Below are 25,503 nucleotides of genomic sequence, written 5' to 3' on the forward strand. Positions count from 1 at the left end.
AATTCGCCTGCGGCGCCCCGCATTTGCTCAAGGGCGACTTCACCGAACAGGTGTCGGCCGGCATGGACAACTGGACGCTGCGCCAGCCGCTCGGCGTGGTGGCTGGCATCACGCCCTTCAACTTCCCCTTCATGGTGCCGATGTGGATGGCGCCCTTGGCGATTGCGACCGGCAATGCCTTCATCCTGAAGCCCAGCGAGCGTGACCCATCGCCAAGCCTGTTTGTGGCGGAGCTGTTCAAGCAGGCCGGTCTACCGGACGGCATTTTCAATGTGCTGCAAGGCGACAAACTCGCGGTGGACGGCTTGCTGCATCACCCGGATGTGAAGGCGCTGAGCTTTGTCGGTTCCACCCCGATCGCCCAGTACATCTACCAAACCGGCGCCGCCATGGGCAAGCGGGTGCAGGCCTTGGGTGGCGCCAAAAACCATATGGTGGTGATGCCCGATGCCGATATTGAACAGACGGTGGATGCCTTGATCGGCGCCGCCTACGGCTCTGCCGGTGAGCGCTGCATGGCGATCTCGGTGGCGGTCTTGGTCGGCGATGTGGCCGACCAGATCGTGCCCAAGCTGGCCGAGCGGGCACGCGCTTTGAAGATCAAGAACGGTATGGAGCTCGACGCCGAAATGGGCCCCATCGTCACCCGCGAGGCACGCGTCCGCATCGAAGGCTATATCGGCATCGGCGTTGAAGAAGGCGCGCAGTTGCTGGTCGATGGGCGTGGCCACAAGGTAGCGGCTTACGAGGACGGCTTCTTCACCGGCGGCACGCTCTTCGACCATGTAACGCCCAGCATGCGCATCTACAAGGAAGAGATCTTCGGCCCGGTCTTGGCCTGCGTGCGCGTGCCGGACTTCGCAGCGGCGGTGCAATTGGTCAACGACCATGAGTACGGCAACGGCGTGGCCTGCTACACCAGCGACGGCAATGTGGCCCGCGAGTTCGCACGCCGCGTGCAAGTGGGCATGGTGGGCATCAATGTGCCCATTCCTGTGCCCATGGCCTGGCATGGTTTTGGCGGCTGGAAGAAGAGCTTGTTCGGCGATATGCACGCCTACGGCGAAGAGGGCGTGCGGTTCTACACCAAGCAAAAAAGCATCATGCAGCGCTGGCCCGCCAGCGTGGCCAAGGGGGCCGAATTCGTGATGCCGACCAGCAAATAGGCCGGGGGCTTTCAGGCCTCGGTGGCCTGTACCAGATTGCGGCCCTGCGCCTTGGCCTTGTACATGCCTTGGTCAGCGCGGCGCAGCACATCGTCGGCGCTGGCATCTCATAGCTGTGGCCGCGTTGCAGGCGGGTGTGCTCGACCTCGATGGCCTCGCTCAGCGCGCGCCGGTTCAGCACCTCGGTCAAGGGGTCTCGGCGGGTCAGTTGCTGGATGCGCAGAATCAGCTTGGTCATCACCAGCAAGCCCATGGTGGCATTCACCACCAAGTTCATGACCAGCGTGGACCATAGCCAAGCCAGGTTGAAGTCGCCACTGCCCAGCACATCGGTGGTTTGCCCCGGCCATAGCAGCGACTCCAGCAGGCGCGCCAGCATCATGGCGCTGATGAAGAACAGCGGCCCGGTCAGCACCGTGGCCAGTTTGCGGTTCACGTGGATGCGCAACTGCTGCCAGGCATCCGCGCTGGCCATCACCGTCAACACGGTCATGCAGAAGAAGATCAGCCGCGAGGTCCAGCGCATATCGCCCTGGTAGGGCAGCAGGGCCAATACCAAGGCTGCCGGCAGCAGCACCGCCAGGGCGCTGCGCCACGCCAGGCGGGGCGCGTTCAGCGCCGGCATGCTGGCGCGCAACAGGGCGATGGCGGCAATGCCCATCACATCCGAGCCCCAATAGGTCAGCAAAGCGGGGGCATGGCCGCGCAAGCCATGGGCGGCCAAAGAGCCCGCCAACAAGGCGTTCACCAAGGCCAGGCATTGGCACATGCGCGGCTCCACCTGCGCGGCGCTCGCCAGCAGACCCCAGGCCAGGCTGGCGATGAAGAACACCAGCATGATGGCCGCCAACAGGGTCAGGGGTTCCGAGCCTGCGTTCATGGCTTCACCATCTTGCCCAGCAGGGCGCCGGCCTCGGCCACGCAGATGCGGTTGCGGCCCTCCGACTTGGCGCGGTAGAGCAGCCAGTCCGCCATGGCCAAAGTCGCTTCGCCCTGCGGATCGTCGGGCTGGCAGGCGGCCACCCCGAAGCTGGCCGTCATGGCGACCGGCTCCTCTTTCCAGCCGAAGGGCTGGCGTCGCAAGGCTTCGCACATGCGCTGGGCCACCCGGCTGGCATCGGCCAGCGTGGTGTGCGGCAGCAAGAGGCAAAACTCCTCGCCGCCCAGACGGCCCAATTGGTCCAGCTCGCGCATATTGGCGCGCAGCACCGCCACCAGATGCAAGAGCGCCGCATCCCCGGCGGCGTGGCCGAGCCTGTCATTGATCTGCTTGAAATGATCGACGTCGATCATCACCAGGCTGTGTTGATGCCCGCGCTCGATCTGAGCCTGCAAGTGCCGCAACTCGACACCGAAGGCGCGCCGATTCAAGGCATCGGTGAGCGGGTCGCGCAAGATCATGTGTTGGATGCGCCCGATCAGCCGGGTCACGACCACACTGACCAAGCCCAGCGCGATCAAGAGGGTCAAGAGCAGATAGAGCCAGGCCATGCCCGCGCTGGCGGGCTCTCGCGGCATGAAGAGGCTGCTGGTTTCAGGCCACCAAGCGAAAGTCGCCGCACGCGCCAGCAGCAAGAGGCTGGTCAGCATGAAGGGCATGGCCAGCAAGGCCGTGACCCAAGCGGGCTGGCCGGCGCGGCTGCCACTCAGCACATCGCGCGAGCAGAGCAGGAACAGCAGGCCGGTGGACAAAGACAAAGCCAACATGCCCCAGCGGAAGGATCCCAGCAGCGCGGCGAGCAGTACCGCCAGGGCGGCGACGGCTGAAATCAGCAGCACATCGGCGTTTCTTTGATTCAGCCGCATCAGCCGCCTGACCCCCAAACTCATCAGGGTGAACCCGGCCAAATTACTCATTGCCTGTGGCCAGCCGCCCAGCCAGCCCGGCCACCAAGCCAAACAGCTCAAGCACAAAAGCCCCGGGATGAACATCACATAGGCGCCGGCCAGCAAGCGGCCGGCCGCCGGCGCGATACGAAAGGCATGCACCAACAGCAACCAAACCAGGGCCATGAAGCCGTTGATCACCGCCGTGACGGTGGTCAAGGTGCCGGTATCAAACGCATCCATGGGCAAGCGCAGCGGATAGGGTCAGGTGAGGTCACAAAGAGGCAAGGCATGATCTGACCCTCATGATCGCCCAGGCCTGGGGCGGACACAATGGGACTCACATGAAACCGAACATTCTTCTGATCACGGGCGGTGGGCGAGGCATCGGCGCCGCCATCAGCCTGCTTTGCGCCAAAGCCGGCTGGGACCTCGCGGTCAACTACAGCCGGGACCGTGACGCCGCTGAATCGGTGGCCGAACAGGCGCGGGCGAAAGGGCGCCATGCCTTTGTCGTGCAGGCCGATGTCTCCGATGAAGTGCAGGTGCAGGCGATGTTTGCGGAAATTGACAAGCATGACGGCAAGCTGGCCGGCTTGGTCAACAACGCCGGCGTGGTCGCGCCCTTGGCGCGGCTGGAGGAGATGAGCGTGGCCCGGTGGCAGCAGGTCTTCGGGGTGAATGTGATCGGCAGCCTCTTGTGCGCGCGCGAAGCGGTCAAGCGCATGAGCACCCGGCATGGCGGCGCGGGCGGCGTGATTGTCAATATGTCCTCGCGGGCCGCGCATTTGGGTTCGCCCGGCATCTATGTGGACTATGCCGCCAGCAAGGGTGCGATTGACACCCTGACCTTGGGCTTGGCGCGTGAGCTGATTGGCGAAGGCATCCGGGTCAATGGCGTGCGGCCCGGCATCATCGATACCGAGATCCATGCCTCGGGAGGCATGGATCATTTGCTTGATGATGCCGTGGCTGGCCTGCCTATACGGCGCATGGGCACGGCAGAAGAGGTGGCTCAGGCGGTGCTTTGGTTGCTGTCCGATGCGTCAAGCTACACGGTGGGCAGCCTGATTGACGTGGGCGGTGGTCGCTAGCTAGCGCCGCTCCACCACCACCGGCGTCAGGTTCAGGGCCAGTCTCACTCGCTCGGCTGCCTGGCGCGCGTCATCGCGAGAGCTGTAGGGGCCAGCTTGCAAGCGATGCAAGCCGCCGTCCTTGAACACGGCCAGCAGCGGCGCCATCCAGTCCAATTCCTTCAGCAATTGCTGCCTGAAAGATTCGGCCCCATCCAGCTTGCTGTAAGCACCAAGCTGAACCCAGAAGCCCGGTGCGGCGTGACGCGGGACGGTCACCACGGCAATCGGGCGGGCCGTTTCGCTGCTCGAGGCGATCAGTGCCGTGCTTTCCCGCTGCGCGGCGCCTTCGGCTTCTGCGGCGGCAAAAACGGGCGTGTCAGGCTGCGCCGGCTCCAAGCTCTTGCCGCGCTGCCAGGCGCCCGTGCGAATGTCTTCAAAGGTGATGCGCTCCACCTCGACCGGGGTGACGCCGCGCAAGATGTCCAGTTTCAAGGCGGCGGTGTAGCTGAGGTCGATGACGCGCTTGGAATGGAAGGGGCCGCGGTCATTGATGCGAACCAAAATCTCGCGCCCATTGGCTGGGTTGCGCACCCGGGCATAGCTCGGAATCGGCATGGTCGGGTGGGCTGCGGTCATCGCATACATGTTGTAGATCTCGCCGCTGCTGGTCGAGCGCCCATGAAACTTGCGGCCATACCAAGAGGCCAGGCCACGTTCGACCAAGGGCTTGTCTTCGGTGATGGGCGCGTAGCGCTGGCCCAGCACCTCATAGGGCTTGTTGGGCCCGCCCTTGCGGATCGGCTCCAGCTTTGGGATGGCGTCGGGCACCTGGTGCAGATTGGGCGGAATCACCGCTTCGGGGCCGTCTCTCTCGGGCCAGGAACTGGGCCGGCTCGGGGCGGGCAAGGTCGAGGTCTGCGGGCTCCGACTGGCGCAGCCGCCCAGTCCCAAGAGCAGCGAGGCGGTGAGTAAAAAAAGGGCCCAACGAGTCTCGTTGGCGCTCGAAGGCGAAGCTTGCCGCAGCGGGCTGGGCGTGGGCAAATGAGTAAGGTGGAGCAAAGACATGGTCGCCACCCTAAACGATTGTGGGTGCTTCTGCAAAATTCAGGCACTCGCAGCGGCAGCAAGGCCTTGCCGCCAACCTTGGCCGTATGCTCTGCATTTGCGTGATTTCTCCGCTCCAAACCCTCTTTTGGCAGGACCTTGCGATGAGCGAATACATCTTCCCCTTGCCCGCTCAGCCCAGCGTGGCGGTGCGCGGCAGCAGCGCCCGCTATGCGGTGTCGCGCATCTTCTGTGTGGGCCGCAACTATGCGGCCCATGCGCGCGAGATGGGCTCGGACCCCGACCGCGAGCCGCCGTTCTACTTCAGCAAGCCGGCCACGGCCCTGGTGCCCTCGGGCTCCACGGTGGCCTACCCGCCCGCGACCAAGAACTACCACTACGAGATGGAGTTGGTGATCGCCATCGGCGCGCCGGTCTTCAAGGTCACGCCCGAGGTGGCGCGGGCCGCGGTCTGGGGCTTCGGTGCCGGCCTGGACATGACCCGGCGCGATCTGCAAGCCGATGCCAAAGCCAACGGCCGCCCTTGGGACACGGCCAAGGGCTTCGATCAGTCGGCCATCATCACCGAGCTGGTGCGGGCCAGTGAGACCGGCCTCATGGACAAGGGCAGCATCACCTTGGCCGTCAATGGCGTGTCGAAGCAGCGTGGCGATCTGGCCGACATGATCTGGAGCGTGCCCGAGATCGTGGCCAATCTCTCGCAGTTTTATCACCTGCATCCGGGCGATCTGATCTACACCGGCACGCCCGAAGGCGTCGGCCCGGTCGTGCCTGGCGACATCATCACTGGGCATATCGACGGCCTGCCGGCTTTGAGCCTCAGCATAGGCGCGCCAGATTGAAGCGCGCCAGGTTCTAAACTGGCGGCTTAGATCTCTCTATCAGCCGCCATGTTTGACCATAACGAAACCCTCGCCGAAGCCCGCCAACGCAATATCCGCGACGCCTTGTTCGAGGATGTGGGCGTGTGCGACTGGACCGCCCAGCTGGTGCCGGCCGGGCGCCAGGTGAAAGCTCATGTACGGGTGCGCGAGGCGGCGGTGCTCTGCGGGCGCGAATGGTTCGAGGGTGTTTTTGCTGCCTTGGACCCCAGCAGCCGCATCGAGTGGCTCTACGCCGAAGGTGCCGAGATGGCAGCCGACACCGTGGTCTGTCGCATCGAGGCGGATGGCCGTTTGCTTTTGTCGGCCGAGCGGCCGGCGCTGAATTTTCTGCAGTTACTGTCCGCCACCGCGACCCTGACGCATGCCCATGTGAAGGCGATCGAGGGCGCCAGCAGCAACCCGCGAGGCTGCGCGGTGCTGGACACCCGCAAGACCCTTCCCGGCCTGCGCCTGGCGCAAAAGTACGCGGTGCGGGTTGGGGGCGGTGCCAATCAGCGCCTGGCCCTGTACCACGGCATCTTGATCAAGGAGAACCATATCGCTGCGGCCGGTGGTGTCAGCGCAGCCCTGAAGGCAGCGCAGGCCTTGAATGCGGGTGTGGACATTCAGGTGGAAGTCGAGTCCATTGCCGAGCTGCAAGAAGCGCTGAACGCCGGCGCCGTCAGCGTGCTTTTGGATAACTTCACCGAACCCATGATGCGCGAGGCGGTGGCTTTGACCGCGGGCCGTGCTTTGTTGGAAGTGTCCGGCGGTGTGGCCCTGGATCAGCTGCGCTGGATTGCCGCCACCGGTGTCGATCGCATCTCGATTGGTCGACTGACCAAGGATGTGCGGGCGGTGGACTACTCGATGCGGGTCGACGGCCCGCTCTGAGAGTTTGACTGCTGCATCAAGAGAAAAGGCCTGACAGCGCGGACGCTGTCAGGCCTTTTGTACGCTTCAGCCCAGAGCTTCCGGGCGCGGCGAATTACTTGCCCGCCGAGGGCGTGCGTGGCAGGCGCGGCGCCTTGACGCTGGGGCGGCCAGCGGCGGTGGGGTAAGCGCCCATCACGCGGTCCATGTCCACCGTGTTCAGATAAGCGGCATATTGCTGCTCGGTGCAAGCCAGTTCTTGGCCGGCCACATGCTCACCTTTGTACTGACCCTTGTGATACACAAAGGTGTACTCGGCGCTGTCTGCCGACTTGGCGGCATCGGCCTGGGCGTAGCTGGCGCTGTACTTGCTGGCGCATTCGCCGCGCAAGGCCTTGATCTCGGCCGACTCGGCCACCGGCGCTGCAGCGTGGGCGCTGGCTCCCAGCAAGCCAAGGGCCAAGAGAGCGAAGGAAGAGATGCGTTGCTTCATGGTGAAAACTGCCTTGATGAGGGTAGAAGAGAGAGGTCGAGGGGCCAAATCAGAGACTCGGCATCAACAACAATGGCGCCAGCTTAAAACTTTAGGGCCGGTGGCGCCACCCTTGCCCCAGGGGGCGGGTTCGCCCCAGTTTGTGCGTTTGATCACGAAAACTTGAGCGTGGCGGCCGAACTCAGGGCGCGTTCGTCCAAGCACTCAGGCCGTACCAGCCAAAGCCCAGCGTCCACTGGGTTTCGCTGCTGCCGACCGGGCGACTGGCCGTCAAACTCAGGCCTAATTTGTCCGGCGCCACCCACCACAAGCCGCCCACGGTGCGCTGAGTCGGGCCCATCATGGCGCGCCGGTCATTGGTCTGCACCTCGGCGAACACCAGCCCCGCCGGATGGGGCACCCAAACCAGCGCCAAATTCAGGGCGGTGCCGACCTGGCCCGTGGCTCTCTCCTGGTGGGGGCCCAGATTGGCGTGCAAGGCAAAGTCTTCGTTGACGACCAGGGTCGCCAGTCCCAGCAGGCCCTGACCGCTGCGCCGCCAGCCGCTGTCGACCGGCCGTTCATAGCTCACGCCCAGCTTGAGGCCGAAATTGACGGTGCCGGCCGGGGTCAACATCGACCAGGACTTGGGCACCCATTTGACGGCGACACCGGCATCGCCGCGGAACTCGTCCTGGGGCCGCAGATAGGTGGCGTCGAAGCCGATCTCCCAGCCTCCTGCCACGCCGCAGGCGGGAGCCAGTACCCAAGCGCGGTTGCCACCGGACTTTTCGCCCCAGCCTTCGAGCTGGCAACTGCCGGGATCGGCGGTCGAGGCATCATCGCTGGACAATGGGCGAGCGGCGAAGGCCAAAGTGGGCAGCAAGAGGATCATCAGCCCGCAGAGCCTGCGGCCGCAGGCAAAGACAAGTACGTCAAGCGGCATGAGCTTTACTCCTTGAAGCAGGGATCTGTCAGAACCGGTCCAACTTGATCTTCATCTCTATCGGCACGGGCGCCGTGAACTTGACACAAGGACTTGAAGGGCAAGCCAGTCCCTGCGTTCGGGATGAGGCGATGCGGTTTAGACTCAAGTCACGAGGTGTGTCCAAACAATGCTCCAACACTCAGCGTTTCTTTGTCGATGGTTCCAAGTCAGATGGGCTTGGATATGTTGCATCTTGCTGCTTTTGGCCAGTGGCAAGCTCGCCGCCAACCCGCTGGTCTTGAACGACGCAGCCCTGCAAGCGCCGATTCCACTCGGGCAACAGGTCGAGGTCTTGAAGGAAGAGCCTGGCCGTCCTTTGGATTTGCAACAGGCGCGTGCCGCGCAGTTCAGCCCCAGCACCCAGCAGCATCTCAGCTTTGGCTTGGGGGCGCGGTCGGTCTGGTTGCGCTTGAGCGTGGACAACCCACAGGCCCAGGTGCGGAACTTGCACCTGCAGGTCGGCACGACCTGGCTGGACCGGCTGGAGGTCTATGTCCTCAGGCCCGAAGGGCAGTTGCTTCAGCAGGCCTTGCTTGGGGATGAACAAGTCCCCGCTCAGGGATTGAAGCCGGTGCAGGGTTTTGTCCTGCCCTTGCAGTTCGAGCCCGGACGCAGCGAGTTGTATCTGCGGCTGGCCTCCAACGACCCCTTGTTGCTGCCCATCACCCTGATGACGCCGGCCCAGGCTCAAGAGATCGAGCGCCAGCTGAGCTATGGCTATGGCTTTCTGTATGGCTTCTTGCTGGCGCTGTGTGCCTACAACCTGATGATTTACCTGGGGCTCAGGGAGCGGAGCTATTTGTTCTATGCGCTCTACCTGCTCTCCATCATCGCCGTGAACATGGCCTATACCGGGCATGGCTATGCTTGGCTGTGGCCGAAATCAGCGCTGATACAGAAGCATGTCATCTTGCTGCTGATGGTCTTGTTCGGCTGCGGCGGTCTGCTGTTCGCCTCGCGTTTTTTGGCCTTGGCTGAGCATCTGCCCAGGGGCTTGAGGCTGGTGCGCTGGTTCTGTGGCACGGCTTTGATCATCTTGGGCCTGCTCTTCTTGGCCGGCCTGCATGTGGCGGCCACTTATGTGGCGTTTTCCTTTGTGGTCCTGTTCACCGTGATCATGGTTGCGCTGGGGGCGCTGACCTTGCGACAAGGCCGGCTGGCTGGGCGCTATTTCTTGATGGCGGCCGTGTGCGGCATGGTGGGGACGGCGATCACGGCCTTGTCGGTCGGCGGCTGGATGCCCTACCGGACCTGGACCTTTCATGCCTTGGAAGTCGGCATCGTGATCGAGGCCACCTTGCTGGTCTTGGCGCTGGCCCATTGGGTGCGTGATCAGCAGCGTGCCGCACTGAAGGCCGAGCAGCTGTCACGGCTGGACCCCTTGACCGGCCTGCACAACCGGCGTGCATTTTGGGAACTGTCGGACTCGGTCTGGAGCAGTGCCCAGCGCAATCAGCGGCCGCTGAGTCTGTTGATGCTGGACCTGGACCACTTCAAGAAGATCAATGAGCATGGCGGTCACCAAGCGGGCGACCGGGCGCTGATTCAAGTGGCCGAGGTGCTGGCGCAGCAGAGCCGCAGTGGCGATCTGTTGGCACGCTGGGGCGGCGAGGAGTTTGTGTTGCTGCTGCCCGAAACCCGCCTCGATCAGGCCTGCGCGCTGGCGGAGCGCATCCGCCGGGCCATCGAATCCAAGCGCCCGCTCTTGAACAATGTGGCCCCTGTGGTCGCTGCGAGCATCGGTGTGGCCGAGCTGGCGGGGCAGCCGAGCTTGGAGGCCTTGATTCACGCGGCCGATGTGCAACTTCGGGCCGCCAAGCGTCAGGGACGCAATTGCGTGATGCCCCCCATCCAAGCAGGGGCGGCCCAGAATGCCTGAGCCTTGGGGGTCAGCTCAGCGCTTGATACAAGGCTACGAACTCCTGGCTCAGCTTGTGCTTGGGGTCGAGGTGAATCATCGGCCGCGCCAGCTCATGCGATTCTTTGACCTTCACGCTGGCGCTCAAATAAGGCGTTAGCACCGGCAGGCCCTCGTCGATCAAGGCTTGCACCGTGCGCTGCGGCAAGGCGGCGCGGGCCTGGAACTGGTTGACCACAATGCCGCCCACCACCAGGTCTTTGTTGTGATCGGCCTGGATCTCGTTGACGTTCTCGATCAGCTCATACAGCGCCCGACGCGAGAAGTCATCGCAGTCGAAGGGGATCAGGCAGGCCTCGGCGGCGATCAGGGCCGAGCGGGTGTAAAAGTTCAGCGAGGGCGGGGTGTCGATCCAGATCTCGTCATAGTCTTCGCCCAGCTCGATCAAGGCGTCGCGCAGCTTGTAGATCTTGTAGCGGCTCTCCAGCTTGCTGTGTAACTCATCGAGCGCCGGGCCGGCCGGCATCACGTGCAGGTTCTCCCAGGGGGTTTCGACAATGAAGTCGCTGGTCTTCGGCGCCCTGACGCTGAACTTCAGCGTGGTCTCAAAAAACTCGGCCGCGCCGGGCCCGGCTTCGTCGGCGGCGTCGCCCAGCAAATAGCGGGTCGAATTGCCTTGCCGGTCCAGGTCCACCAGCAAGGTGCGCTGGCCCTGGTGGGCGGCGATGGCGGCCAGATTGCTGGTGATGGTGGACTTGCCGACCCCACCTTTTTGGTTGAAAACGACGCGACGCATGCAGGCTCCCGAGCTTGATTGCTATAGGCCTATTGTGCACTGCAGCAAAGTCAGTTCTTTCGGGTTTGTTCCAGAGCTTGGATCTGCGCCTGAAGTTGCAGGCTTTGGGCGCGCAGATAGCCGCGAGCAAAGTCCGCCGCGCGGCGCAATTTGTGGCTGTCTTGGGCCAAGTTGTGCAGTTGCTGTTCGGCCATGTGTCCATCATTCAACTGGCCCAGCAGGTCCTGCGCCTGAATCAAGCGGCTCAAGGCTTGCGCCTTGGCTTGCCGGCGCGTTTTCAGGCTGAGGAAGAATTCCTTGGCATAACGCAGTTTCTTGATGGCAATGCGCAAGCGATGCAAGGCTTCAAACGTGGCCGTTTCTGAAGCGTCTGCGGGCAGCAGCTGCTGCTGCTGCTGGGCTTGCTGGCCCCGTTTGCGTACCTGTCGGCGACGCTTCTCCAAGAGCCGGGCCGCAGCAGGGACCAGCGCTTGTTGCAGGCGACCGTCCTGGCCGCTTCGCCAAGCTTGTTGGTCCAGCCATTGCTCCAGCGCTTGCATCAAGGCGGTGTAGCGCTCGGAGGCCAGGGTGGCGGCCGCTTCCACGCGCAGCTGCTGCGCGTGGGCGCTGGCCGCCTGTTGTAGAGCCAACAAGCGGTGCTCTTGCGGGCACGCCTGCATGAGCGCGGGCAGCGTGCTTGAGGCCAAGACCTCAGCGTCACGTGCGGCGGCCAGGGCTTGAGCAATCCAGACGATCTCTTGCGTCAAAGATGGGGGACATTCAATCCAGTCCTGGAACAGCAGCAGGGCCGAGCGCAGCCGCCGGATGCCGACGCGTACTTGGTGCACAAACTCGGGGTCGAAGCCTTCGCGCAGTCCGTCTTCATTGGCGCGAATTTGCTGCAGGCAGTTGCGCAGAATCTGCTCAAAGCCCTGCTCAATGCTGATATCGACCCGCAGCTTCAGGGCTGCGGCCTTGACGGCGCGGGTCGAGGCTGCGGCCTGCATCAGCTGAACCAGTCGTCGTCCGGCAGCTTGGCGAAGACGCGCTTCAGCCCCTCGCCCCAGCCGCGGCGCAGCTTGTTGAAGTAGGGGTCGTCGGCGGTGATGCGGTGCGGCTCGGCCTTGGCGAAGCTGTCGGCGCGGTAGAGCAGCATGTCGATGGGCAGGCCGACCGAGAGATTGCTGCGAATGGTCGAGTCAAAAGAGATCAGCGTGCATTTGGCGGCTTCCTTCAGCGAGGTGCCGGTGTTGATGACGCGGTCGATGATGGGCTTGCCGTACTTGGATTCGCCAATTTGAAAGTAAGGCGTGTCATCGCAGGCTTCGATGAAGTTGCCTTGGGCATAGACATGAAAGAGTCGTGGCTCCTCGCCTCGGATCTGGCCGCCCACAATGAAGTTGCCGCCGAAATCCACGCCCTGGCCGAGCGACTGTGCGTTCGCGTCGCGGGCGACGATTTCCTTGACGGTGCGGCCCACCAGTTCGGCCACGTCATACATGGAGCTGCGGTTCAGCAGGTGCTCGCCTTCATGTTCCAGCCTTTGTCGCAGCAGGCTGATGACGCTTTGGGTGGTGGCCAGATTGCCGGCGCTGAGCAAGACGATCAGTCGCTCGCCCTCTCGCTCAAACACGCTCATCTTGCGGAAGGTGGCGATGTGGTCGACCCCGGCATTGGTGCGCGAGTCGGAGGCGAAGAGCAGGCCGGCGTCGAGACGCATGGCAACGCAATAAGTCATGGCGAGGAGTCGGGCTAAAGCTGGGGCTGAGCGAGATTATCTGCTGTGGACGCAGCCTCACTGATCGGGCAAGACCTGAGCCACCGAGACTTGCACCACCGCACGCATCGCCTCCAGCCCGCCGCCCAAGCGCATGCCGCGCACCGGGCAGGCGTCCAGATAGTCGGCTCCTATGGCCAGCTTCACATAGCGCCCATCGGCCAGACATTGGTTGGACACATCAAAGCCCAGCCAGCCCGCCGGGCGCCCGTTCTGCTCGGGCAACCAGGTCTCGGCCCAGGCGTGGCTGGCCACATGCTCGAAGTCGGCCGCCAGATAGCCCGACACATAGCGGGTCGGCAGGCCCAGCAGCCGCGCGCAGGTGGCGAAGACCTGGGCATGGTCCTGGCACACGCCCAACCGCGAAGCAAAGGCCTGTGCGGCCGGCGTGGCGGCATCGGTTTCGCCGGGCGTGTAAGGCATGTGTTCTGCCAGCGCATGCATCAGGCCCAACAGACCTTGCCAAGCGTCAGCCGCCACGGCGCTGGCATGCGCTTCGGCAAAGGCGCGCAGGGCCGCATCGGCCTGGGTCAACGGGGAGTCGCGCAGAAACACCGCCGGCGGAAACTGCTGCTGCGAGGCCTCCAGCTGCGGCGGCCCGTCGTGGGTTTCGACAACGCCGCGCGCATGCAAATGGATCTCCAGATGCGGCTCATCCAGGGTCAGCACATGCATGACATTGCCATAGGCATCCAAGCAGCGGCTGGTCTGGGCTGGCAAGCTCAAGGCCCAACTCAATACCTTTTGGCTGGGGCCATCGCTGGGCGTCAGTCGCAGGTACTGGGTACTGCGCTTGACCGGGCTGGCGTAGCGGTAAACCGTTTCGTGGGCGATGTTGAGATGCACTTGAATGACCGGTTAGGGGTGTTGAATTTCAGTTCGCTTCCAGATAGGCGGCGCGTATCGCGTCGCTGAGCTGGGCCGCGTCATCCAAAAAGCCGGTCAACCAGCGGTGCAGGCCGGTGCTGAGGATCTCATCAACCGCACCGTACTCCAGCCGCAAGGACAGGCGCCCGGCCAATTGCTTGACCTCGCGCCCCGCGTCGAGCGCACCCGGCCGTGCCTCGATCAGCGGCAGGATGCCACGGATCTCATCGCAGCAGGCGCGCAAGCTGCGCGGCACATCGGGGCGCAGGATCAACAACTCGGTGACGCGGCGGCCATCCAAGCTGTCGCGATAGACCGCGTGATAGGCCTCAAAAGCCGAAAGCGAGCGCAAGAGCGCGCTCCAGGCGTAAAAGTCCGGCGCGCTTTCGTGGGGCATGTCCACCGGCGCGAGGCTGGGCACCGCCGGCTCGATCAGCTGCGACTTCACATCCAGCAATCGGGCGGTGTTGTCGGCCCGCTCAACAAAGGTGCCCAGCCGAATGAAGCAATACGCGTCATTGCGCTGCAGCGTGCCGTAAGTGGCGCCCCGAAACAAATGCGAGCGCTCTTTCACCCAGTCAAAGAAGCTGGAAACGCTGGCGATGCCGCGCTTGGGGAACTCGCGCCCCTCCAGCCAGGTGCTGTTGATGGCCTCCCACATCTCGGTGGTGATCTGCCCGCGCACCGCGTGCGCGTTCTCACGCGCCGAGCGCAGGCAACTCAGCACGGAGGCGGGGTTGCTCAAGTCCAGCGCCATGAAGTTGAACAGCGTCTCGGCCTCCAGCGTGTGCTGGCTGGCCGCAAAGGCCTCCAGTGTGCCGGTCACGGCCAGTGGCGCCGCCAACTCGGTCATCGCGCCGCGCGACTGCGGCAGCAAAGACAGCGAATGCGTCACGTCCAACATGCGCACCAAGTTCTCGGCGCGCTCCACATAACGGCTCATCCAATAGAGCTGCGCAGCAGTCCTAGATAGCATCTCAAGCCTCCAAAATCCAGGTGTCTTTGGTGCCGCCGCCTTGCGAGGAGTTCACCACCAGGGAGCCTTGTTTCAGCGCCACACGGGTCAGGCCGCCGGCCACCATGCTGACCTCGCGGCCGCTCAGCACAAAGGGGCGCAGATCGATGTGGCGCGGGGCGATGCCGTTTTCCACAAAGGTGGGGCAGCTGCTCAGGCACAGCGTCGGCTGGGCGATGTAGTTGCTGGGGTTGGCGCGCACCCGGGCTTTGAAGTCTTCGACCTCGGCTGCGGTGGAGGCCGGCCCGACCAACATGCCGTAGCCGCCGGCGCCATGCACTTCCTTCACCACCAACTCGGCCATGTGGTTCAGCACATGGTCCAGATCGGCCGGCTTGCGGCATTGCCAGGTTGGCACGTTGTGCAGGATGGGTTCTTCGCCGAGGTAGAAGCGAATCATGTCCGGCACATAGGGGTAGATGGACTTGTCATCCGCCACGCCGGTGCCGATGGCATTGGCCAAGATCACATGGCCTTGCTTGTAGACCGAGAGCAGGCCGGGTACGCCTAGCATCGAGTCTGCGCGGAAGGCGAGTGGGTCCAAGAAGGCGTCGTCGATGCGGCGGTAGATCACATCCACCCGCTTCGGCCCCACCGTGGTGCGCATGTACAAGAACTCGTCTTTGACGAACAGGTCTTGCCCTTCAACCAGCTCCACGCCCATTTGCTGGGCCAGGAAGGCATGTTCGAAATAGGCGCTGTTGAAGGGCCCGGGGGTGAGCACCACCACATTTGGTGTTTCGGCCAGGCTGGCGTGGCGCAAAGTGTTCAGCAGCAGGGTGGGGTAGTGGGCCACCGGCGCGACCGCATATTTCGCGAATAACTCCGGAAACAAGCGCATCATCATCTTGCGGTTTTCCAGCATATAGCTGACGCCGCTGGGCACGCGCAAATTGTCTTCCAGCACGTAGTAGCCGCCGTCCGAATGGCGGATCAGGTCCACGCCGGTGATGTGGGCGTAGATGCCGTGCGGCAGATCCAGGCCTTGCATGGCCGGTTGGTACTGCGCATTGGCAAAGACTTGCTCGGCGGGCACCAGGCCGGCCTTGACGATCTCATGCTCGTGATAGATGTCCCACAAGAAGCGGTTCAGCGCATTGACGCGCTGGCGCAAGCCGGCTTCCAGCATCCTCCACTCTTCGGCCGGCACGATGCGGGGCACGGTGTCAAAAGGAATCAGTCGCTCGGCCCCGGCTTCATCGCCATAGACGGCAAAGGTGATGCCGACGCGGTGGAACAACAGGTCAGCCTCGGCTCGCTTCTTGGCCAAGGCCTCGGGGGTTTGGGCATGCAGCCAGTTGGCGAACTGCTGGTAGTGCGGCCGCAGTGCACCACTGGCGAGCAGCATCTCGTCGTGGTGCCCGGGGGCGGGGAGGGTCAGCGCATGCATGATGGGGCGGTCTCCGTCGGCTAGGTTTGAGCTGAACCACGCAAGCTCTGTGCCCGCTTTTGCTAGGCGGCTGCGACTCTAGGCTCGCCAGCTTGCGCCTATTTGGGGCGCTTCGGGGTGCCGCCTTGATTTGGTGCGTGTTTCGGGCCCGCCTTTGGTGCCGGTCTAGGCTTCAGCTTCGACGGGCGCTGGTCCACAGCGCGGCCAGCACGATCAATCCGCCGCCCAGCCAGGCCAGCGGGCTGAGCGTCTCGCCCAAGGCCAGCACGGCAAACAAGGCGCCGAAGGCTGGCTCGCTGCTGGTCAACAGGGCGAAGCGGCTTGGCGTGCTGTGCTTGAGCGCCCAGTTTTGGGCGAAGAAGGCGAACACCGTGCAGCCCAGGACCAAATAGACGGTGGCCCACCAGAAAGCGGGCTGGCTGGGCAGGGGCAACAGTGAAACGCCCTGAGGCGCGGAACTCAGTGCCTGGGCCAAGGCCAGCGCCAAACTGCCAAAGCCGATCACCGCTGACTGCACGGCCGTCAATGCCAGTGCCGGGGCGCTGCTGGCCTGCGTCAGCCGCGAGGTCATGCACACCGTCAGTGCGCGCAGCAGGGCGGCCGCCAGCATCAAGCCGTCGCCCAGGCCGAGCTGACCTTGCAGGCCGCCGCTCAGCAGCGCGGCGCCCAGCAGGGACACGGCCGCAAAGCCGAACATCGCTCGCGCCGGCCGGCGCTTCAGCAGTCCCCATTCCACAAAGGGGGTGAAGACCACGCAAAGACTGATCAGAAAGGCCGCATTGCTGGCCAGGGTCAGCGCCAGGCCAAAGGTCTCGCACAGAAAGATGCTCAGCATCAGCAGGCCCAGCGGCAGGCCGCTGCGCAATGCATCGCGGCGCTGTGCGGGTGTGCAGCGCAAAAGGCTGGGCAGCAGCAGGCCAAAGGTCAACACAAAGCGCAAAGCCAGAAAACCCAGCACCGGGTAGAACTGCAGCGCACTCTTGGCCACGCCATAGCTGGTACCCCAGACCAGGGCCACCAGCAAGAGCATCAGGTCTGCCAGGCGCATCATGCCTCGGCTGGGGGTGCGGGATGCAGTGTCGGGAAGACTCAGGGAATGGCTCATGGCGGGGCGGAATCAGAAGCTGAAGAGAAAGAGGCGATGGGCTGCCATTGTTCAGTTGAGTGCTGAGATTGATAATCCACCGATTCGGAATAGCATTTGTGCGCCATGAGCATCAATGAGGCCTTTGACAGCCTGCCGGATATGGCGGCTTTTGCCTGTGTGGTGGAGGCCGGCAGCTTCTCGGCGGCGGCGCGAAAAATGGGGCTCAGCCCCTCGGCGGTGAGCCGCCAGATTGCGCGGCTGGAGGCCTTGCTCCGGGTGCGGCTGCTGGAACGCAGCACCCGCAAGCTGCGCCTGACCGAAGCCGGCCAGGCCGCGCACCTCCGCTGCCAAGCGATGTTGGCGGCGGCGCGCGAGGTGCTGGCGCTGAGCGATACCGCCTCGGCCGAGCCGCAGGGTTTGTTGCGGATCAGCTGCCCCAAGGCGATTGCGCGGCAGCTGGTGCACCCCTTGGTGCCAGCTTTTCTGCGCCGCTACCCGCAGGTCGATCTGCAAATGGTGGTGACCGACCGCGCGCTCGACTTGTTCGATGAATCCATCGATCTGGCCATTCGCGTCACCGACACGCCGCCGCCGGGCTTGGCCGGGCGCCCCTTGTTCAAGCTGCGCCATCTGCTGTGCGCCAGCCCGGCTTACTTGGCTGCGCATGGCGGCGGGCCCGCGCACCCTCGCGAACTCGCGGCCCATGCCTGCCTCTATCTCGGTGAAGACGAGCGCGACCGCCATTGGCGCTTTCGCCGTGGGGCGGAGGAACCAACGGTACGGGTCAGCGGGCGCTATGTGGCCAACCACAGCGAGATGCGCCTGGAAGGAGCGCTGGCCGATCTGGGCATCGCCAGCTTGCCGGAGTTTTGCGCTCGCGCGGCCTTGCGCAGCGGGGCGCTATTGCCGGTCTTGGACGACTGGGAGCACCTCACCGACTACGCCGGCATGCTCTGGCTGCTCTACCCCTCGCAGCGCTACCAGGCGCCTAAGCTGCGGGTGTGGATTGATCACTTGGTGGCGGGCTTGGCCGTTGATACTGACGACACTCACGGCCCTTCGAAAACCTAAACTGAACTGCAGCAAAGTGCCCACTGGAGTCACTCATTGCGCGAGAAAGCCCGACACGGGAAGGCTGATCGAGGTATGCGCGCGTAGGCGACTGATCGACTGCAACGCCTACCAACGGCCAGAGCTTCGCTGACGTTGGTAGGCCGTACCCCATAGCACCGGCTGCTCAGCTGCAGCGCAAGCGCCAAACCGGACCGCTTTCGCGTGTGTAGATAGTTGCATCACAATTCAATACCGCAGAACGGTTGGCGTTTACGCCGCGGAACGCGTTTCTCTGCCTCAGTAGCCGACTTTGGAGTATGGGCTGGCTAACGCGCAGCCACTGAGTTAACCGCCCCGAGGCTTAGCATCAACCTCGCGAAATCTGCCCGGCTCTCGCAGCCCATCTTGGCGTAGATCTGCTTGAGTTGAGTCTTCACGGTATTGACACTAAGCACGAGCTTGCTCGCCACATCGGAAAGGCGAGCCCCGTCGGCCAGGGCCAGTGCTGTGCGGGCCTCGGCCGTGCTAAGGCCATACAGGCGGATCAGCGTCTGGGCAGTGGGCGTCTGCCCCTGTTCAGTATCGGTGATGAAGACGATCACGCGTGCTTGCGCAGGCAGCGACCCGAAGCGGCTGTTCTCGGGCAGCCGAGAAAGCTGCAGAAGATACGCTTCAGCACCGCCAGAACTACGCGTCACCCTCAAGTGGTCGGAGAAATGCCCGACGCTGCCGGTCTCTGCCAGAGTCTGGTGCAGTGCCCCCGTCCAAGCGCGCTGGCTGTCTGCGTCGTCCAAGCGAAGCTGTCCCGCTTCGAGGCGCATCCCGTCCGCAGCACGGCAGATGCTCTCGATACGTCGGTTGGTATGCACCACGCGCCCCTGGCCGTCCAGCAGCGCCACGCCACAGCTCAAGCTGTCGAGCGCCAAAGCGCTAGCGGCTGCGCGCGTCTCTGCCTGTCGAAGGCGCAGCATCACACCCAGGGAGCGCGACAAATGCGGCAGCAACAGGGCCAGCCGGTCACGCTGCTGATCATCGAAGCCGGAATCGGCATCCAATCCCCGGTAATTTGACAGGGCCACCAACGGCAGACTGGCATCCTTGGGTGCCAACACCACGGCCGACATCAGCCAGGCCATATCCATTCGAACGAGGTGCTCACGGTAGTAGTCCGAGTCGAGCAACTCACTGCGGGTGGACAGGTCGCTATCCCGGAAGATTGATCCCTCGAAGCCCAGTTGCCGCTCAAGGACCCGGCCGCTCCAGAAGTCGGTGCCGACGAAGCGCGAATTCCAAATCGCCATCTCCTCGGCGCTGACCCCGTGGGCATAGAAGAAGCCCGCTTCGCCCAAACCCTGGGCGGGCGTAAACAGCAGTGATCGCTTTGCGCCTAACCAGTGGGCAGCCTTCTGTAGAGCCGCTGGCCAGTCCTGCGGCTCGAGTGCCGCCTGATATACAAGATTGAGTAGCTGAGACAGTTCAAGTTCGGCGTCCCCTACCGCAGCATGCGACATGCCCACTTTCGTCCTCCCCCGAACCGACCGCGCCCGGCTGCTCCGACTGTCCTGAAATCAATGCGCCCGGAAAATCCGGGAATACCCCGGACGCACCTTGCACGGCCAAACTTCAATTGGCACGGTAACTGTTTGATGGCAATGGGAAACACTAGCGTTGCCTCACTCCCCACATTCGTGGCGGATGGGCGAGGGGGCAAACTAAGCAGACAAGTCACCCGAACGGGTGATGCATTACAAGCGTGAAATCAATATATTCCCCCAAATCAGTTGCGGCCTATTGACTGCGGCGGGCGACCCTACTCCTGCGTTGGTGGCTGCGAAGAGTATCTAACGGCTCCGTATGAACCTGTATTTGCGAGCTTTTATTCAAGCAGAAAACCAGCCCCTTGTCGCAAGCCAAGCGCTGCGACGGGGGTGTTTTCACGCTGACCAACCTCAACACCTCTACAGGATCAACATGTCCAATTTTTTTCAAATCAACACCATTTTTCGTGCCACCGCCATTGCCAGCGCGGTAATGCTTTCTGCTTGTGGGGGCGGAGATGGGGCGGAAAACACAAACACCCCCACACCACAGCACACAGTGAGCATTCAAACCTCTGGTTTGTCTGGGGGAAGCTACAACATTCGACTGCCAAATTCACAGACTCTCACCATTAGCAATAACGACACGCAACAAATCGCCACGGTCAGCCAAGGCGGTAGCTTTCAATTTGATTTTATTGGCCAGCCGAACAAGCAACATTGCTTGACCAGCTCCAACACCAATAACATACAAAACAACATTGTGATTCAAGTGGATTGCCGAGATTTGGCAAGCACAGTAAGCATCAACACAGAACCAGGCGAAATCAAAACATTAAACTTGCCAAAAGCTTACGCCAATCAAACCATACAAGCCCAAACCAGCACAGGCCAACCAGTTGCGGCCACGGTAGACAACAACACTTTGAGCTTGGTACTCCCCCCGTTGCCCGAAGGCCAACACACCATTGTCTTTGGAATTGATGGTGAAAAATATGCTCAAAACATCACCATCACCGCACCCAACCCCAAAAACAATCCTACTGAAATCATCAATAAATTCATTGATGGCCTCAAACAAGAATCCAATCGTCTCAAAAATCTAGGCGACAGCGATTCTTTAATCATGGCCGCAGAACTTGAAAAAATGAGCGCAGACGCCAATGCAGAACTGGCCAAAAGATCGCCCGCTGAAATCAGGTTTGCCGCCAATTTCATTAAATCAATTAACGATCAAGCAATAAGCCAAAGCTTGGCTGTGCCCAGCAATTTAAACAAGGCTTTTTCGGGTTTAAAAAACGTACAAATCACCCTTCCTTCTGCTTGCAAAGCCCAATTAACAACCCTTGCAAACGGTCTTTCCGCAACCATAACAGGAGGGTATCTCCTTGGTGCAACCGTTCCCACCGCTTTAGCAATGCCCTGGCTTCCCTTTGTGACTGTGCCATTAGGGCTCACGTCGGTAATCATCGGTCTAGATTTAACAAAACAAGCGTATAACAATCTTATTGGAACGGCATGTTACGACCAAGAATCAGTCAAAGAGATTGACGACAGCGACGTGAGCTTAGATCCCTTAAGCCTGAACATGCGCGCACAACAACTAACTGCTCAATCCACCACCTACAACATCACCAAAAGCTTTACCAACAATCAAGAGCACAGTATCTCACTCAAGGGAAAGCTAATGCCTCCCGCATCAATAACAAACGCCGTTCAACCCATTAAAGTCACAATCAACAAGCTCTTAACCATCACCGATCTGCAAATATTAAAAAAAGCCGCTGCCCAAATTGATTTATTGACTCAACCACGCTCGGTACCCCTCGACCTGACTGGATTTACAGCTTCGACCCCTTGGGGCGTAGGCGGCAACAACAATGCCGTCATCATCACCGCTCAAAACAACAGTAGCCCATCCATCAAAATCACGCCAAGTATTCAAAACCTCACATCAGAGGCATCGTTCGTTATGCGCCTTTCAAAGGGAGAGCGTAGTTTTGACTTCAATGCCAAAGTTACCAAACCAGAAATGGTCTGCACAACTGCATGGACACCAGAAGGCGCCCCGCCATCAAGCCACAAAAACTGCCAAATACTTATCGGCGGCATCTACTATCCAATTGGGAAGCAAATATCCTACTGCAGTGGATTCGATAGAGCCCCCGCCGGCCAGTCATGGGTGAAAACTGAAGAGTACTTTGTCATGGGAGGCGATAGAGACAAGACCGTATTGGATGGTGAGCGAAAAGGATTCGAATGCAACGCAACAAGCCAAAACAAAATACAAGGCAAAACTATTTATCAGAATGGGGCTCCTATTCATGCTTATGACTACATAGCCGGAACCCTTTACAGAGAATATGAAGTCAAAAACAATCTCGTACACGGCTACGAAAAACTATACAACCTAGACTGGAATGGCCAACTAGATAGTGTATCTGAATGGGATGCCGGTAGAATACTCACCACCATTTCGTATCATCGAAATGGAAAACTAAGCGGCTACATCAAATGGCACTACTCCACACCGCAAAGCACTAACGCCGAAATTGAAATCCAAGAAAAATACTGCCCAGGAGGCACTCTTGAATACAGATGGGTCAAAGGCGGAGGCAACCCAACAGGTTTAGGATGGTGCCCACTCGGGGCGTGAATTGCCCCCTACCAACTCCACACGGGTGATGCCTCGGACATGCTGGCCTGCCAGCTCAGTGGCTTTTCGGTTGATGCCGCCGTATGCATTGCCCCTGCGGACCTCGCTGGGTTGGAGCGCCTGTTGCGCTATTGCGCTCGGCCACCCTTCGCCAAGGAGCGGCGTCACATGGGTGGCGCTGATCTGGTCTACCACTGCCCGAAACGTCAGTCGGGCGGTAAACATGGCGATCTGATCCTCACGCCGCTAGAGAGCATCGATCGCATCGCCGCCCTGATCCAGCCGCCTCGCATCCACCGGCACCGCTACTACGGCGTGCTGGCACCAAACTCACCGCTCCGAGCGGCCGCCGTGGCCATGGCGCAGGCGCAACTTCCGGCCGACGAAACTGTCGTCGATGCGCCAGTCATTGGCGGCGGAGGCGGCAGTGGGAGTCCCGCCCAAGCCCGCCAAACTGAACTCGTTGCAGCCAAGCTTGCTCACCGGCGCGCTACCTGTGGGCGGCGTTGATTGCGCGGATCTACGAGGTTTTTCCGTTGCTATGTCCTCAGTGCGGAGGCCAAGTGAGTCTGATCGCGTTTATTGTTGGCGCCGCCCGAATTTTGAGTCACCGTGCCGCTTGAATTTTGAGCCAAGCGAACGTGCCGACTATTGAAGCTCGGCTGTGGATAAGTGTGGGTCTTGTGGCTCTTGCTTGACCTACTTCCTGCGCAGAAGCTGGTTTTGAATCAGTCCGTTTTGGCCACTTCTGGCGGCCCCGTCTTGCCGCCTTTGCGAGTCTGCTCCCTGGCCTCTGCTCGCTGGCATCGGCGTCACGCGCTGAGGGCCATTGGGTGCAGGCCGGCATTAACCATCAGCGGGCAGGACGGACGTTGAGCCGGCTTATAACGCGTTTAACTTTGGCAGGTAGCGGCCATTGGATCGCGAAATCTGGATTGCAGCACCCAGCCTATTGCTGAAGCCCATGGAACATCGGCTTTGGGCACTTTGCTGCCGATGCCGAGGACAAGACGGCCGACTCTTCTTGGTAGGGCGCCGATCATTGAACCGATCTTGGCTTCAGTTGAGCCTTAGCGGCCGCCTTTTCAAACGCCGGCTTGCAGTTTGTCCTGCGTTTGCGTGTCGAAGTCGCTGGCTTCGTGGCGCTCATGCAGTTGCTCTACCAATTCGCCCCAAGAGCGGTTGACCATGCGCCTGCGCTGCACCGCCGGCCGCGCGGCGATCTGCTGGGCCCAGCGCTGCAAATGAACGTAGTCCTGCGTCTGCAAAAACTCGGCCGCGTTGCCGTAGATTTGGCCCAAGGCCAGCGCGCCATACCAGGGCCAGACGGCGATGTCGGCAATGCTGTAGTCCTCACCGGCCAGATAGGCCGACTGCGCCAATCGTTGATCCAGCACATCGAGCTGACGCTTGGCCTCCATGGCAAAACGGTCGATGGCGTACTCGAACTTCTCGGGCGCATAGACGTAAAAGTGCCCGAAGCCGCCGCCCAGATAGGGCGCGCTGGCCATCTGCCAGAACAACCACGAAAGGCACTCGGTCCGCCCGGCCAAATCTTTGGGCAGCAAGGCGTCGAACTTCTCGGCCAGATGCAAAAGAATGGCGCCCGACTCAAACACCCGCAGCGGTGCGGCACCGCTATGGTCCACCAGCACCGGAATCTTGGAGTTAGGGTTGGCTTGGACAAAGCCGCTGCCGAACTGATCGCCTTCGCCGATGCGGATCATCCAGGCGTCGTATTCCGCGCCGGCATGCCCCAGCGACAGCAACTCCTCCAGCATCACGGTGACCTTGACGCCATTGGGCGTGGCCATGGAATAAAGCTGCAATGGATGGCGCCCCACCGGCAGCTCTTTCTCGTGGGTGGCGCCCGCAATGGGCCGGTTGATGCTGGCGAACTGGCCGCCATTGGCTTTGTTCCAGACCCAAACTTTGGGAGGGGTGTAGGGCGCTGCGGTATTGCTCATGGGGATTTGTCAGTTCAGCGAAGTCGGCGGGTTTGTTGGGCGATGGGTCATCACAGGGCTAAAGGGCTGGGCGCGACTGTACGAGACTTGCCCAAATCGCGCTGGCTCAGTGCATGGGCGCCTGCTGGCTTTCGCGCCAACTGCTGGGCGCCTGGCCGGTCCAGCGGCGAAAGGCGCGGGTGAAGCTGGAGATCTCCGCAAAGCCCAGAATGAAGGCCACGTCTTGCACATCGTGCTCGGGGTCGCGCAAGAGGTTTTGCGCCAGCTCCAGCCGGGTCTGCTGCAGCAGCTCGGCGAAGCCGAATTGCTCGGCCTCCAGCCGGCGCTGCAGGGTGCGCTCGGTCAGATGCATGCGGCGCGCTACCGCGGCGCGTGAAACATCGCCTGAGGGCAGCATGTCCAGCAAATGCGCGCGCACCTGGCTGCTGGTGTCGCCGCTTTGCAGCGCGGCGCGGGTGGCGGCCAGAATCTTCTCGGCGTTCAGCGCCAGGCCGGGGTGGCCGCCGGGCAAGGGGGCGTCGAGTTGCTCCGCCGTGAAGGCCACGCCGGTGAACTCCGCGCCGGTCTGAACCGGGCTTGCAAGGTAGTTCATCAGCGCCTCGGTGCCTGCATTGCCTGGATGCGCCAGCCGAATGCCGGCCGGCTGAAACCAAGCCGCTTGGACATCGGGGTGCGACCTGCGGCACAGCGCCGTGATCACGCCGACCCACGCATCATGCGTAACTGGCAAAACCGCCGGCGCCGCTCGGTACTGCAGCCACAACAAGTCGCCTTCTTGCTGGGTGGACAGCAGCGCCACCGAGCTGACCAGATCGTAGTAACGCACCAAGCGGCGGATGGCTTCGCGCAAGCTGGTGCTGGCCAGCCACGCCATGCCCAGCACGCCCAGCGCGCGCAGGCTGAACTGCTGCGCCGTGGCCACAGCCAAGTCGCTCGCGGGCGCATAGGCCTGCTCGGCCAAACGCCAGAACTGCAGCGAGCTGGCCTGGCTGATGCGGGCGCGGGAGTCCAGCAACTGGCCAGGTTCGATGCGGGCCTGCCTGAGCAGGCCATCGGCATCAATGCCGTGAACGCGCAGCGCTTGATGCAGCGGCAGCAGCAGGCCGCTGGCCAAGCCGTCGCGCTGTCGAGGGGAGGCAAGCAATTGGGATCGACTCCAACGGTTGAAGGTGCGTAACGGTGATCTTAGT

23 protein-coding genes are annotated in these 25,503 nt (G+C 62.1%); 8 read left to right on the forward strand and 15 right to left on the reverse strand.

Going from position 1 to position 25,503, the window contains the following annotated elements:
- Positions 1 to 1,166, forward strand: a 1,166-nt coding sequence (locus ACOVRJ_RS20460) for a CoA-acylating methylmalonate-semialdehyde dehydrogenase (protein ID WP_422045665.1), incomplete at its 5' end; no start/stop codon positions are given.
- On the opposite strand, the gene ACOVRJ_RS20465 is transcribed toward ACOVRJ_RS20460, so the two are convergent.
- Positions 1,102 to 2,046 (reverse strand): hypothetical protein, encoded by a 945-nt coding sequence (locus ACOVRJ_RS20465; protein ID WP_422045666.1) that lies wholly within the window; start codon positions 2,044 to 2,046, stop codon positions 1,102 to 1,104. The two genes, ACOVRJ_RS20460 and ACOVRJ_RS20465, sit on opposite strands and share 65 nt — an antisense overlap.
- Complete coding sequence (locus ACOVRJ_RS20470; RefSeq protein WP_422045667.1) at positions 2,043 to 3,236, reverse strand: GGDEF domain-containing protein; 1,194 nt, start codon at positions 3,234 to 3,236, stop codon at positions 2,043 to 2,045. The genes ACOVRJ_RS20465 and ACOVRJ_RS20470 overlap by 4 nt, the downstream gene beginning before the upstream one ends.
- Positions 3,237 to 3,337: 101 nt before the next feature.
- On the opposite strand from ACOVRJ_RS20470, the gene ACOVRJ_RS20475 reads away from it, so the two are divergent.
- Positions 3,338 to 4,087, forward strand: a complete 750-nt coding sequence (locus ACOVRJ_RS20475) for an SDR family oxidoreductase (protein ID WP_422045668.1) — start codon at positions 3,338 to 3,340, stop codon at positions 4,085 to 4,087.
- Here ACOVRJ_RS20475 and ACOVRJ_RS20480 read toward each other — a convergent pair whose 3' ends face one another.
- Positions 4,088 to 5,134, reverse strand: coding sequence for a septal ring lytic transglycosylase RlpA family protein (locus tag ACOVRJ_RS20480; RefSeq protein ID WP_422045669.1), 1,047 nt, complete (start codon positions 5,132 to 5,134; stop codon positions 4,088 to 4,090).
- Between the two features lie 143 nt (positions 5,135 to 5,277).
- Here ACOVRJ_RS20480 and ACOVRJ_RS20485 point away from each other — a divergent pair, with 143 nt between their 5' ends.
- Complete coding sequence (locus ACOVRJ_RS20485) at positions 5,278 to 5,976, forward strand: fumarylacetoacetate hydrolase family protein (protein ID WP_422045670.1); 699 nt, start codon at positions 5,278 to 5,280, stop codon at positions 5,974 to 5,976.
- A 48-nt stretch (positions 5,977 to 6,024) separates the two neighbouring features.
- Positions 6,025 to 6,891, forward strand: coding sequence for a carboxylating nicotinate-nucleotide diphosphorylase (gene nadC, locus ACOVRJ_RS20490; RefSeq protein ID WP_422045671.1), 867 nt, complete (start codon positions 6,025 to 6,027; stop codon positions 6,889 to 6,891).
- Positions 6,892 to 6,985: 94 nt separating this feature from the next.
- Here the strand turns inward: nadC and ACOVRJ_RS20495 are convergent, their stop codons facing one another.
- Positions 6,986 to 7,363, reverse strand: coding sequence for a hypothetical protein (locus tag ACOVRJ_RS20495; protein ID WP_422045672.1), 378 nt, complete (start codon positions 7,361 to 7,363; stop codon positions 6,986 to 6,988).
- A 181-nt stretch (positions 7,364 to 7,544) separates the two neighbouring features.
- Positions 7,545 to 8,288: a hypothetical protein gene (locus tag ACOVRJ_RS20500; protein WP_422045673.1), complete on the reverse strand. Its 744-nt coding sequence runs from the start codon at positions 8,286 to 8,288 to the stop codon at positions 7,545 to 7,547.
- A gap of 235 nt (positions 8,289 to 8,523) precedes the next feature.
- Here ACOVRJ_RS20500 and ACOVRJ_RS20505 point away from each other — a divergent pair, with 235 nt between their 5' ends.
- Positions 8,524 to 10,209, forward strand: a complete 1,686-nt coding sequence (locus tag ACOVRJ_RS20505; protein ID WP_422045674.1) for a sensor domain-containing diguanylate cyclase — start codon at positions 8,524 to 8,526, stop codon at positions 10,207 to 10,209.
- 10 nt (positions 10,210 to 10,219) lie between these two features.
- Here ACOVRJ_RS20505 and ACOVRJ_RS20510 read toward each other — a convergent pair whose 3' ends face one another.
- The 7 genes from ACOVRJ_RS20510 to ACOVRJ_RS20540 form a co-directional block, all read right to left on the reverse strand.
- Positions 10,220 to 10,984, reverse strand: coding sequence for a ParA family protein (locus ACOVRJ_RS20510; protein WP_422045675.1), 765 nt, complete (start codon positions 10,982 to 10,984; stop codon positions 10,220 to 10,222).
- Positions 10,985 to 11,034: 50 nt separating this feature from the next.
- A complete protein-coding gene (locus ACOVRJ_RS20515) occupies positions 11,035 to 11,970 on the reverse strand; it encodes a CHAD domain-containing protein (RefSeq protein WP_422045676.1) in 936 nt (311 codons plus the stop codon).
- Positions 11,970 to 12,683, reverse strand: coding sequence for a peptidase (locus ACOVRJ_RS20520; RefSeq protein WP_422045677.1), 714 nt, complete (start codon positions 12,681 to 12,683; stop codon positions 11,970 to 11,972). The genes ACOVRJ_RS20515 and ACOVRJ_RS20520 overlap by 1 nt, the downstream gene beginning before the upstream one ends.
- A 75-nt stretch (positions 12,684 to 12,758) precedes the next feature.
- Positions 12,759 to 13,586 (reverse strand): transglutaminase family protein, encoded by an 828-nt coding sequence (locus ACOVRJ_RS20525; RefSeq protein ID WP_422045678.1) that lies wholly within the window; start codon positions 13,584 to 13,586, stop codon positions 12,759 to 12,761.
- Positions 13,587 to 13,614: 28 nt separating this feature from the next.
- Positions 13,615 to 14,583: an alpha-E domain-containing protein gene (locus ACOVRJ_RS20530; RefSeq protein ID WP_422045679.1), complete on the reverse strand. Its 969-nt coding sequence runs from the start codon at positions 14,581 to 14,583 to the stop codon at positions 13,615 to 13,617.
- Between the two features lies 1 nt (position 14,584).
- A complete protein-coding gene (locus tag ACOVRJ_RS20535) occupies positions 14,585 to 16,012 on the reverse strand; it encodes a circularly permuted type 2 ATP-grasp protein (protein WP_422045680.1) in 1,428 nt (475 codons plus the stop codon).
- 172 nt (positions 16,013 to 16,184) lie between these two features.
- Positions 16,185 to 17,117 (reverse strand): DMT family transporter, encoded by a 933-nt coding sequence (locus ACOVRJ_RS20540; protein WP_422045681.1) that lies wholly within the window; start codon positions 17,115 to 17,117, stop codon positions 16,185 to 16,187.
- A 105-nt stretch (positions 17,118 to 17,222) separates the two neighbouring features.
- Here ACOVRJ_RS20540 and ACOVRJ_RS20545 point away from each other — a divergent pair, with 105 nt between their 5' ends.
- Complete coding sequence (locus ACOVRJ_RS20545; RefSeq protein WP_422045682.1) at positions 17,223 to 18,170, forward strand: LysR family transcriptional regulator; 948 nt, start codon at positions 17,223 to 17,225, stop codon at positions 18,168 to 18,170.
- Between the two features lie 308 nt (positions 18,171 to 18,478).
- Here ACOVRJ_RS20545 and ACOVRJ_RS20550 read toward each other — a convergent pair whose 3' ends face one another.
- A complete protein-coding gene (locus tag ACOVRJ_RS20550; RefSeq protein WP_422045753.1) occupies positions 18,479 to 19,663 on the reverse strand; it encodes a helix-turn-helix transcriptional regulator in 1,185 nt (394 codons plus the stop codon).
- A 343-nt stretch (positions 19,664 to 20,006) separates the two neighbouring features.
- On the opposite strand from ACOVRJ_RS20550, the gene ACOVRJ_RS20555 reads away from it, so the two are divergent.
- On the forward strand, positions 20,007 to 22,346 hold the full coding sequence (locus tag ACOVRJ_RS20555) for a hypothetical protein (protein ID WP_422045683.1): 2,340 nt from the start codon (positions 20,007 to 20,009) through the stop codon (positions 22,344 to 22,346).
- A gap of 39 nt (positions 22,347 to 22,385) precedes the next feature.
- The gene (locus ACOVRJ_RS20560) at positions 22,386 to 22,856 is read left to right on the forward strand and encodes a transposase (protein WP_422045684.1); all 471 of its coding nucleotides are present in this window, start codon (positions 22,386 to 22,388) and stop codon (positions 22,854 to 22,856) included.
- 575 nt (positions 22,857 to 23,431) lie between these two features.
- Here ACOVRJ_RS20560 and yghU read toward each other — a convergent pair.
- Both yghU and ACOVRJ_RS20570 read right to left on the reverse strand, forming a co-directional pair.
- On the reverse strand, positions 23,432 to 24,313 hold the full coding sequence (gene yghU / locus ACOVRJ_RS20565) for a glutathione-dependent disulfide-bond oxidoreductase (protein WP_422045685.1): 882 nt from the start codon (positions 24,311 to 24,313) through the stop codon (positions 23,432 to 23,434).
- A gap of 106 nt (positions 24,314 to 24,419) precedes the next feature.
- The gene (locus ACOVRJ_RS20570) at positions 24,420 to 25,457 is read right to left on the reverse strand and encodes an AraC family transcriptional regulator ligand-binding domain-containing protein (RefSeq protein ID WP_422045686.1); all 1,038 of its coding nucleotides are present in this window, start codon (positions 25,455 to 25,457) and stop codon (positions 24,420 to 24,422) included.
- Positions 25,458 to 25,503 lie beyond the last annotated feature (46 nt).

Source organism: Roseateles sp., from assembly GCF_049240545.1.
GTDB lineage: Bacteria > Pseudomonadota > Gammaproteobacteria > Burkholderiales > Burkholderiaceae_C > Paucibacter_A.

Excerpts from the sequence above, each read along its gene's own strand:
- ACOVRJ_RS20465 (WP_422045666.1), bottom strand. The coding sequence starts at position 2,046 with ATGAACGCAGGCTCGGAACCCCTGACCCTGTTGGCGGCCATCATGCTG.
- ACOVRJ_RS20470 (WP_422045667.1), bottom strand. The coding sequence starts at position 3,236 with ATGGATGCGTTTGATACCGGCACCTTGACCACCGTCACGGCGGTGATC.
- ACOVRJ_RS20475 (WP_422045668.1), top strand. The coding sequence starts at position 3,338 with ATGAAACCGAACATTCTTCTGATCACGGGCGGTGGGCGAGGCATCGGC.
- ACOVRJ_RS20480 (WP_422045669.1), bottom strand. The coding sequence starts at position 5,134 with ATGTCTTTGCTCCACCTTACTCATTTGCCCACGCCCAGCCCGCTGCGG.
- ACOVRJ_RS20485 (WP_422045670.1), top strand. The coding sequence starts at position 5,278 with ATGAGCGAATACATCTTCCCCTTGCCCGCTCAGCCCAGCGTGGCGGTG.
- nadC (WP_422045671.1), top strand. The coding sequence starts at position 6,025 with ATGTTTGACCATAACGAAACCCTCGCCGAAGCCCGCCAACGCAATATC.
- ACOVRJ_RS20495 (WP_422045672.1), bottom strand. The coding sequence starts at position 7,363 with ATGAAGCAACGCATCTCTTCCTTCGCTCTCTTGGCCCTTGGCTTGCTG.
- ACOVRJ_RS20500 (WP_422045673.1), bottom strand. The coding sequence starts at position 8,288 with ATGCCGCTTGACGTACTTGTCTTTGCCTGCGGCCGCAGGCTCTGCGGG.
- ACOVRJ_RS20510 (WP_422045675.1), bottom strand. The coding sequence starts at position 10,984 with ATGCGTCGCGTCGTTTTCAACCAAAAAGGTGGGGTCGGCAAGTCCACC.
- ACOVRJ_RS20515 (WP_422045676.1), bottom strand. The coding sequence starts at position 11,970 with ATGCAGGCCGCAGCCTCGACCCGCGCCGTCAAGGCCGCAGCCCTGAAG.
- ACOVRJ_RS20520 (WP_422045677.1), bottom strand. The coding sequence starts at position 12,683 with ATGCGTCTCGACGCCGGCCTGCTCTTCGCCTCCGACTCGCGCACCAAT.
- ACOVRJ_RS20530 (WP_422045679.1), bottom strand. The coding sequence starts at position 14,583 with ATGCTATCTAGGACTGCTGCGCAGCTCTATTGGATGAGCCGTTATGTG.
- ACOVRJ_RS20535 (WP_422045680.1), bottom strand. The coding sequence starts at position 16,012 with ATGCATGCGCTGACCCTCCCCGCCCCCGGGCACCACGACGAGATGCTG.
- ACOVRJ_RS20540 (WP_422045681.1), bottom strand. The coding sequence starts at position 17,117 with ATGAGCCATTCCCTGAGTCTTCCCGACACTGCATCCCGCACCCCCAGC.
- ACOVRJ_RS20545 (WP_422045682.1), top strand. The coding sequence starts at position 17,223 with ATGAGCATCAATGAGGCCTTTGACAGCCTGCCGGATATGGCGGCTTTT.
- ACOVRJ_RS20550 (WP_422045753.1), bottom strand. The coding sequence starts at position 19,663 with ATGTCGCATGCTGCGGTAGGGGACGCCGAACTTGAACTGTCTCAGCTA.
- ACOVRJ_RS20555 (WP_422045683.1), top strand. The coding sequence starts at position 20,007 with ATGAACCTGTATTTGCGAGCTTTTATTCAAGCAGAAAACCAGCCCCTT.
- ACOVRJ_RS20560 (WP_422045684.1), top strand. The coding sequence starts at position 22,386 with ATGCTGGCCTGCCAGCTCAGTGGCTTTTCGGTTGATGCCGCCGTATGC.
- yghU (WP_422045685.1), bottom strand. The coding sequence starts at position 24,313 with ATGAGCAATACCGCAGCGCCCTACACCCCTCCCAAAGTTTGGGTCTGG.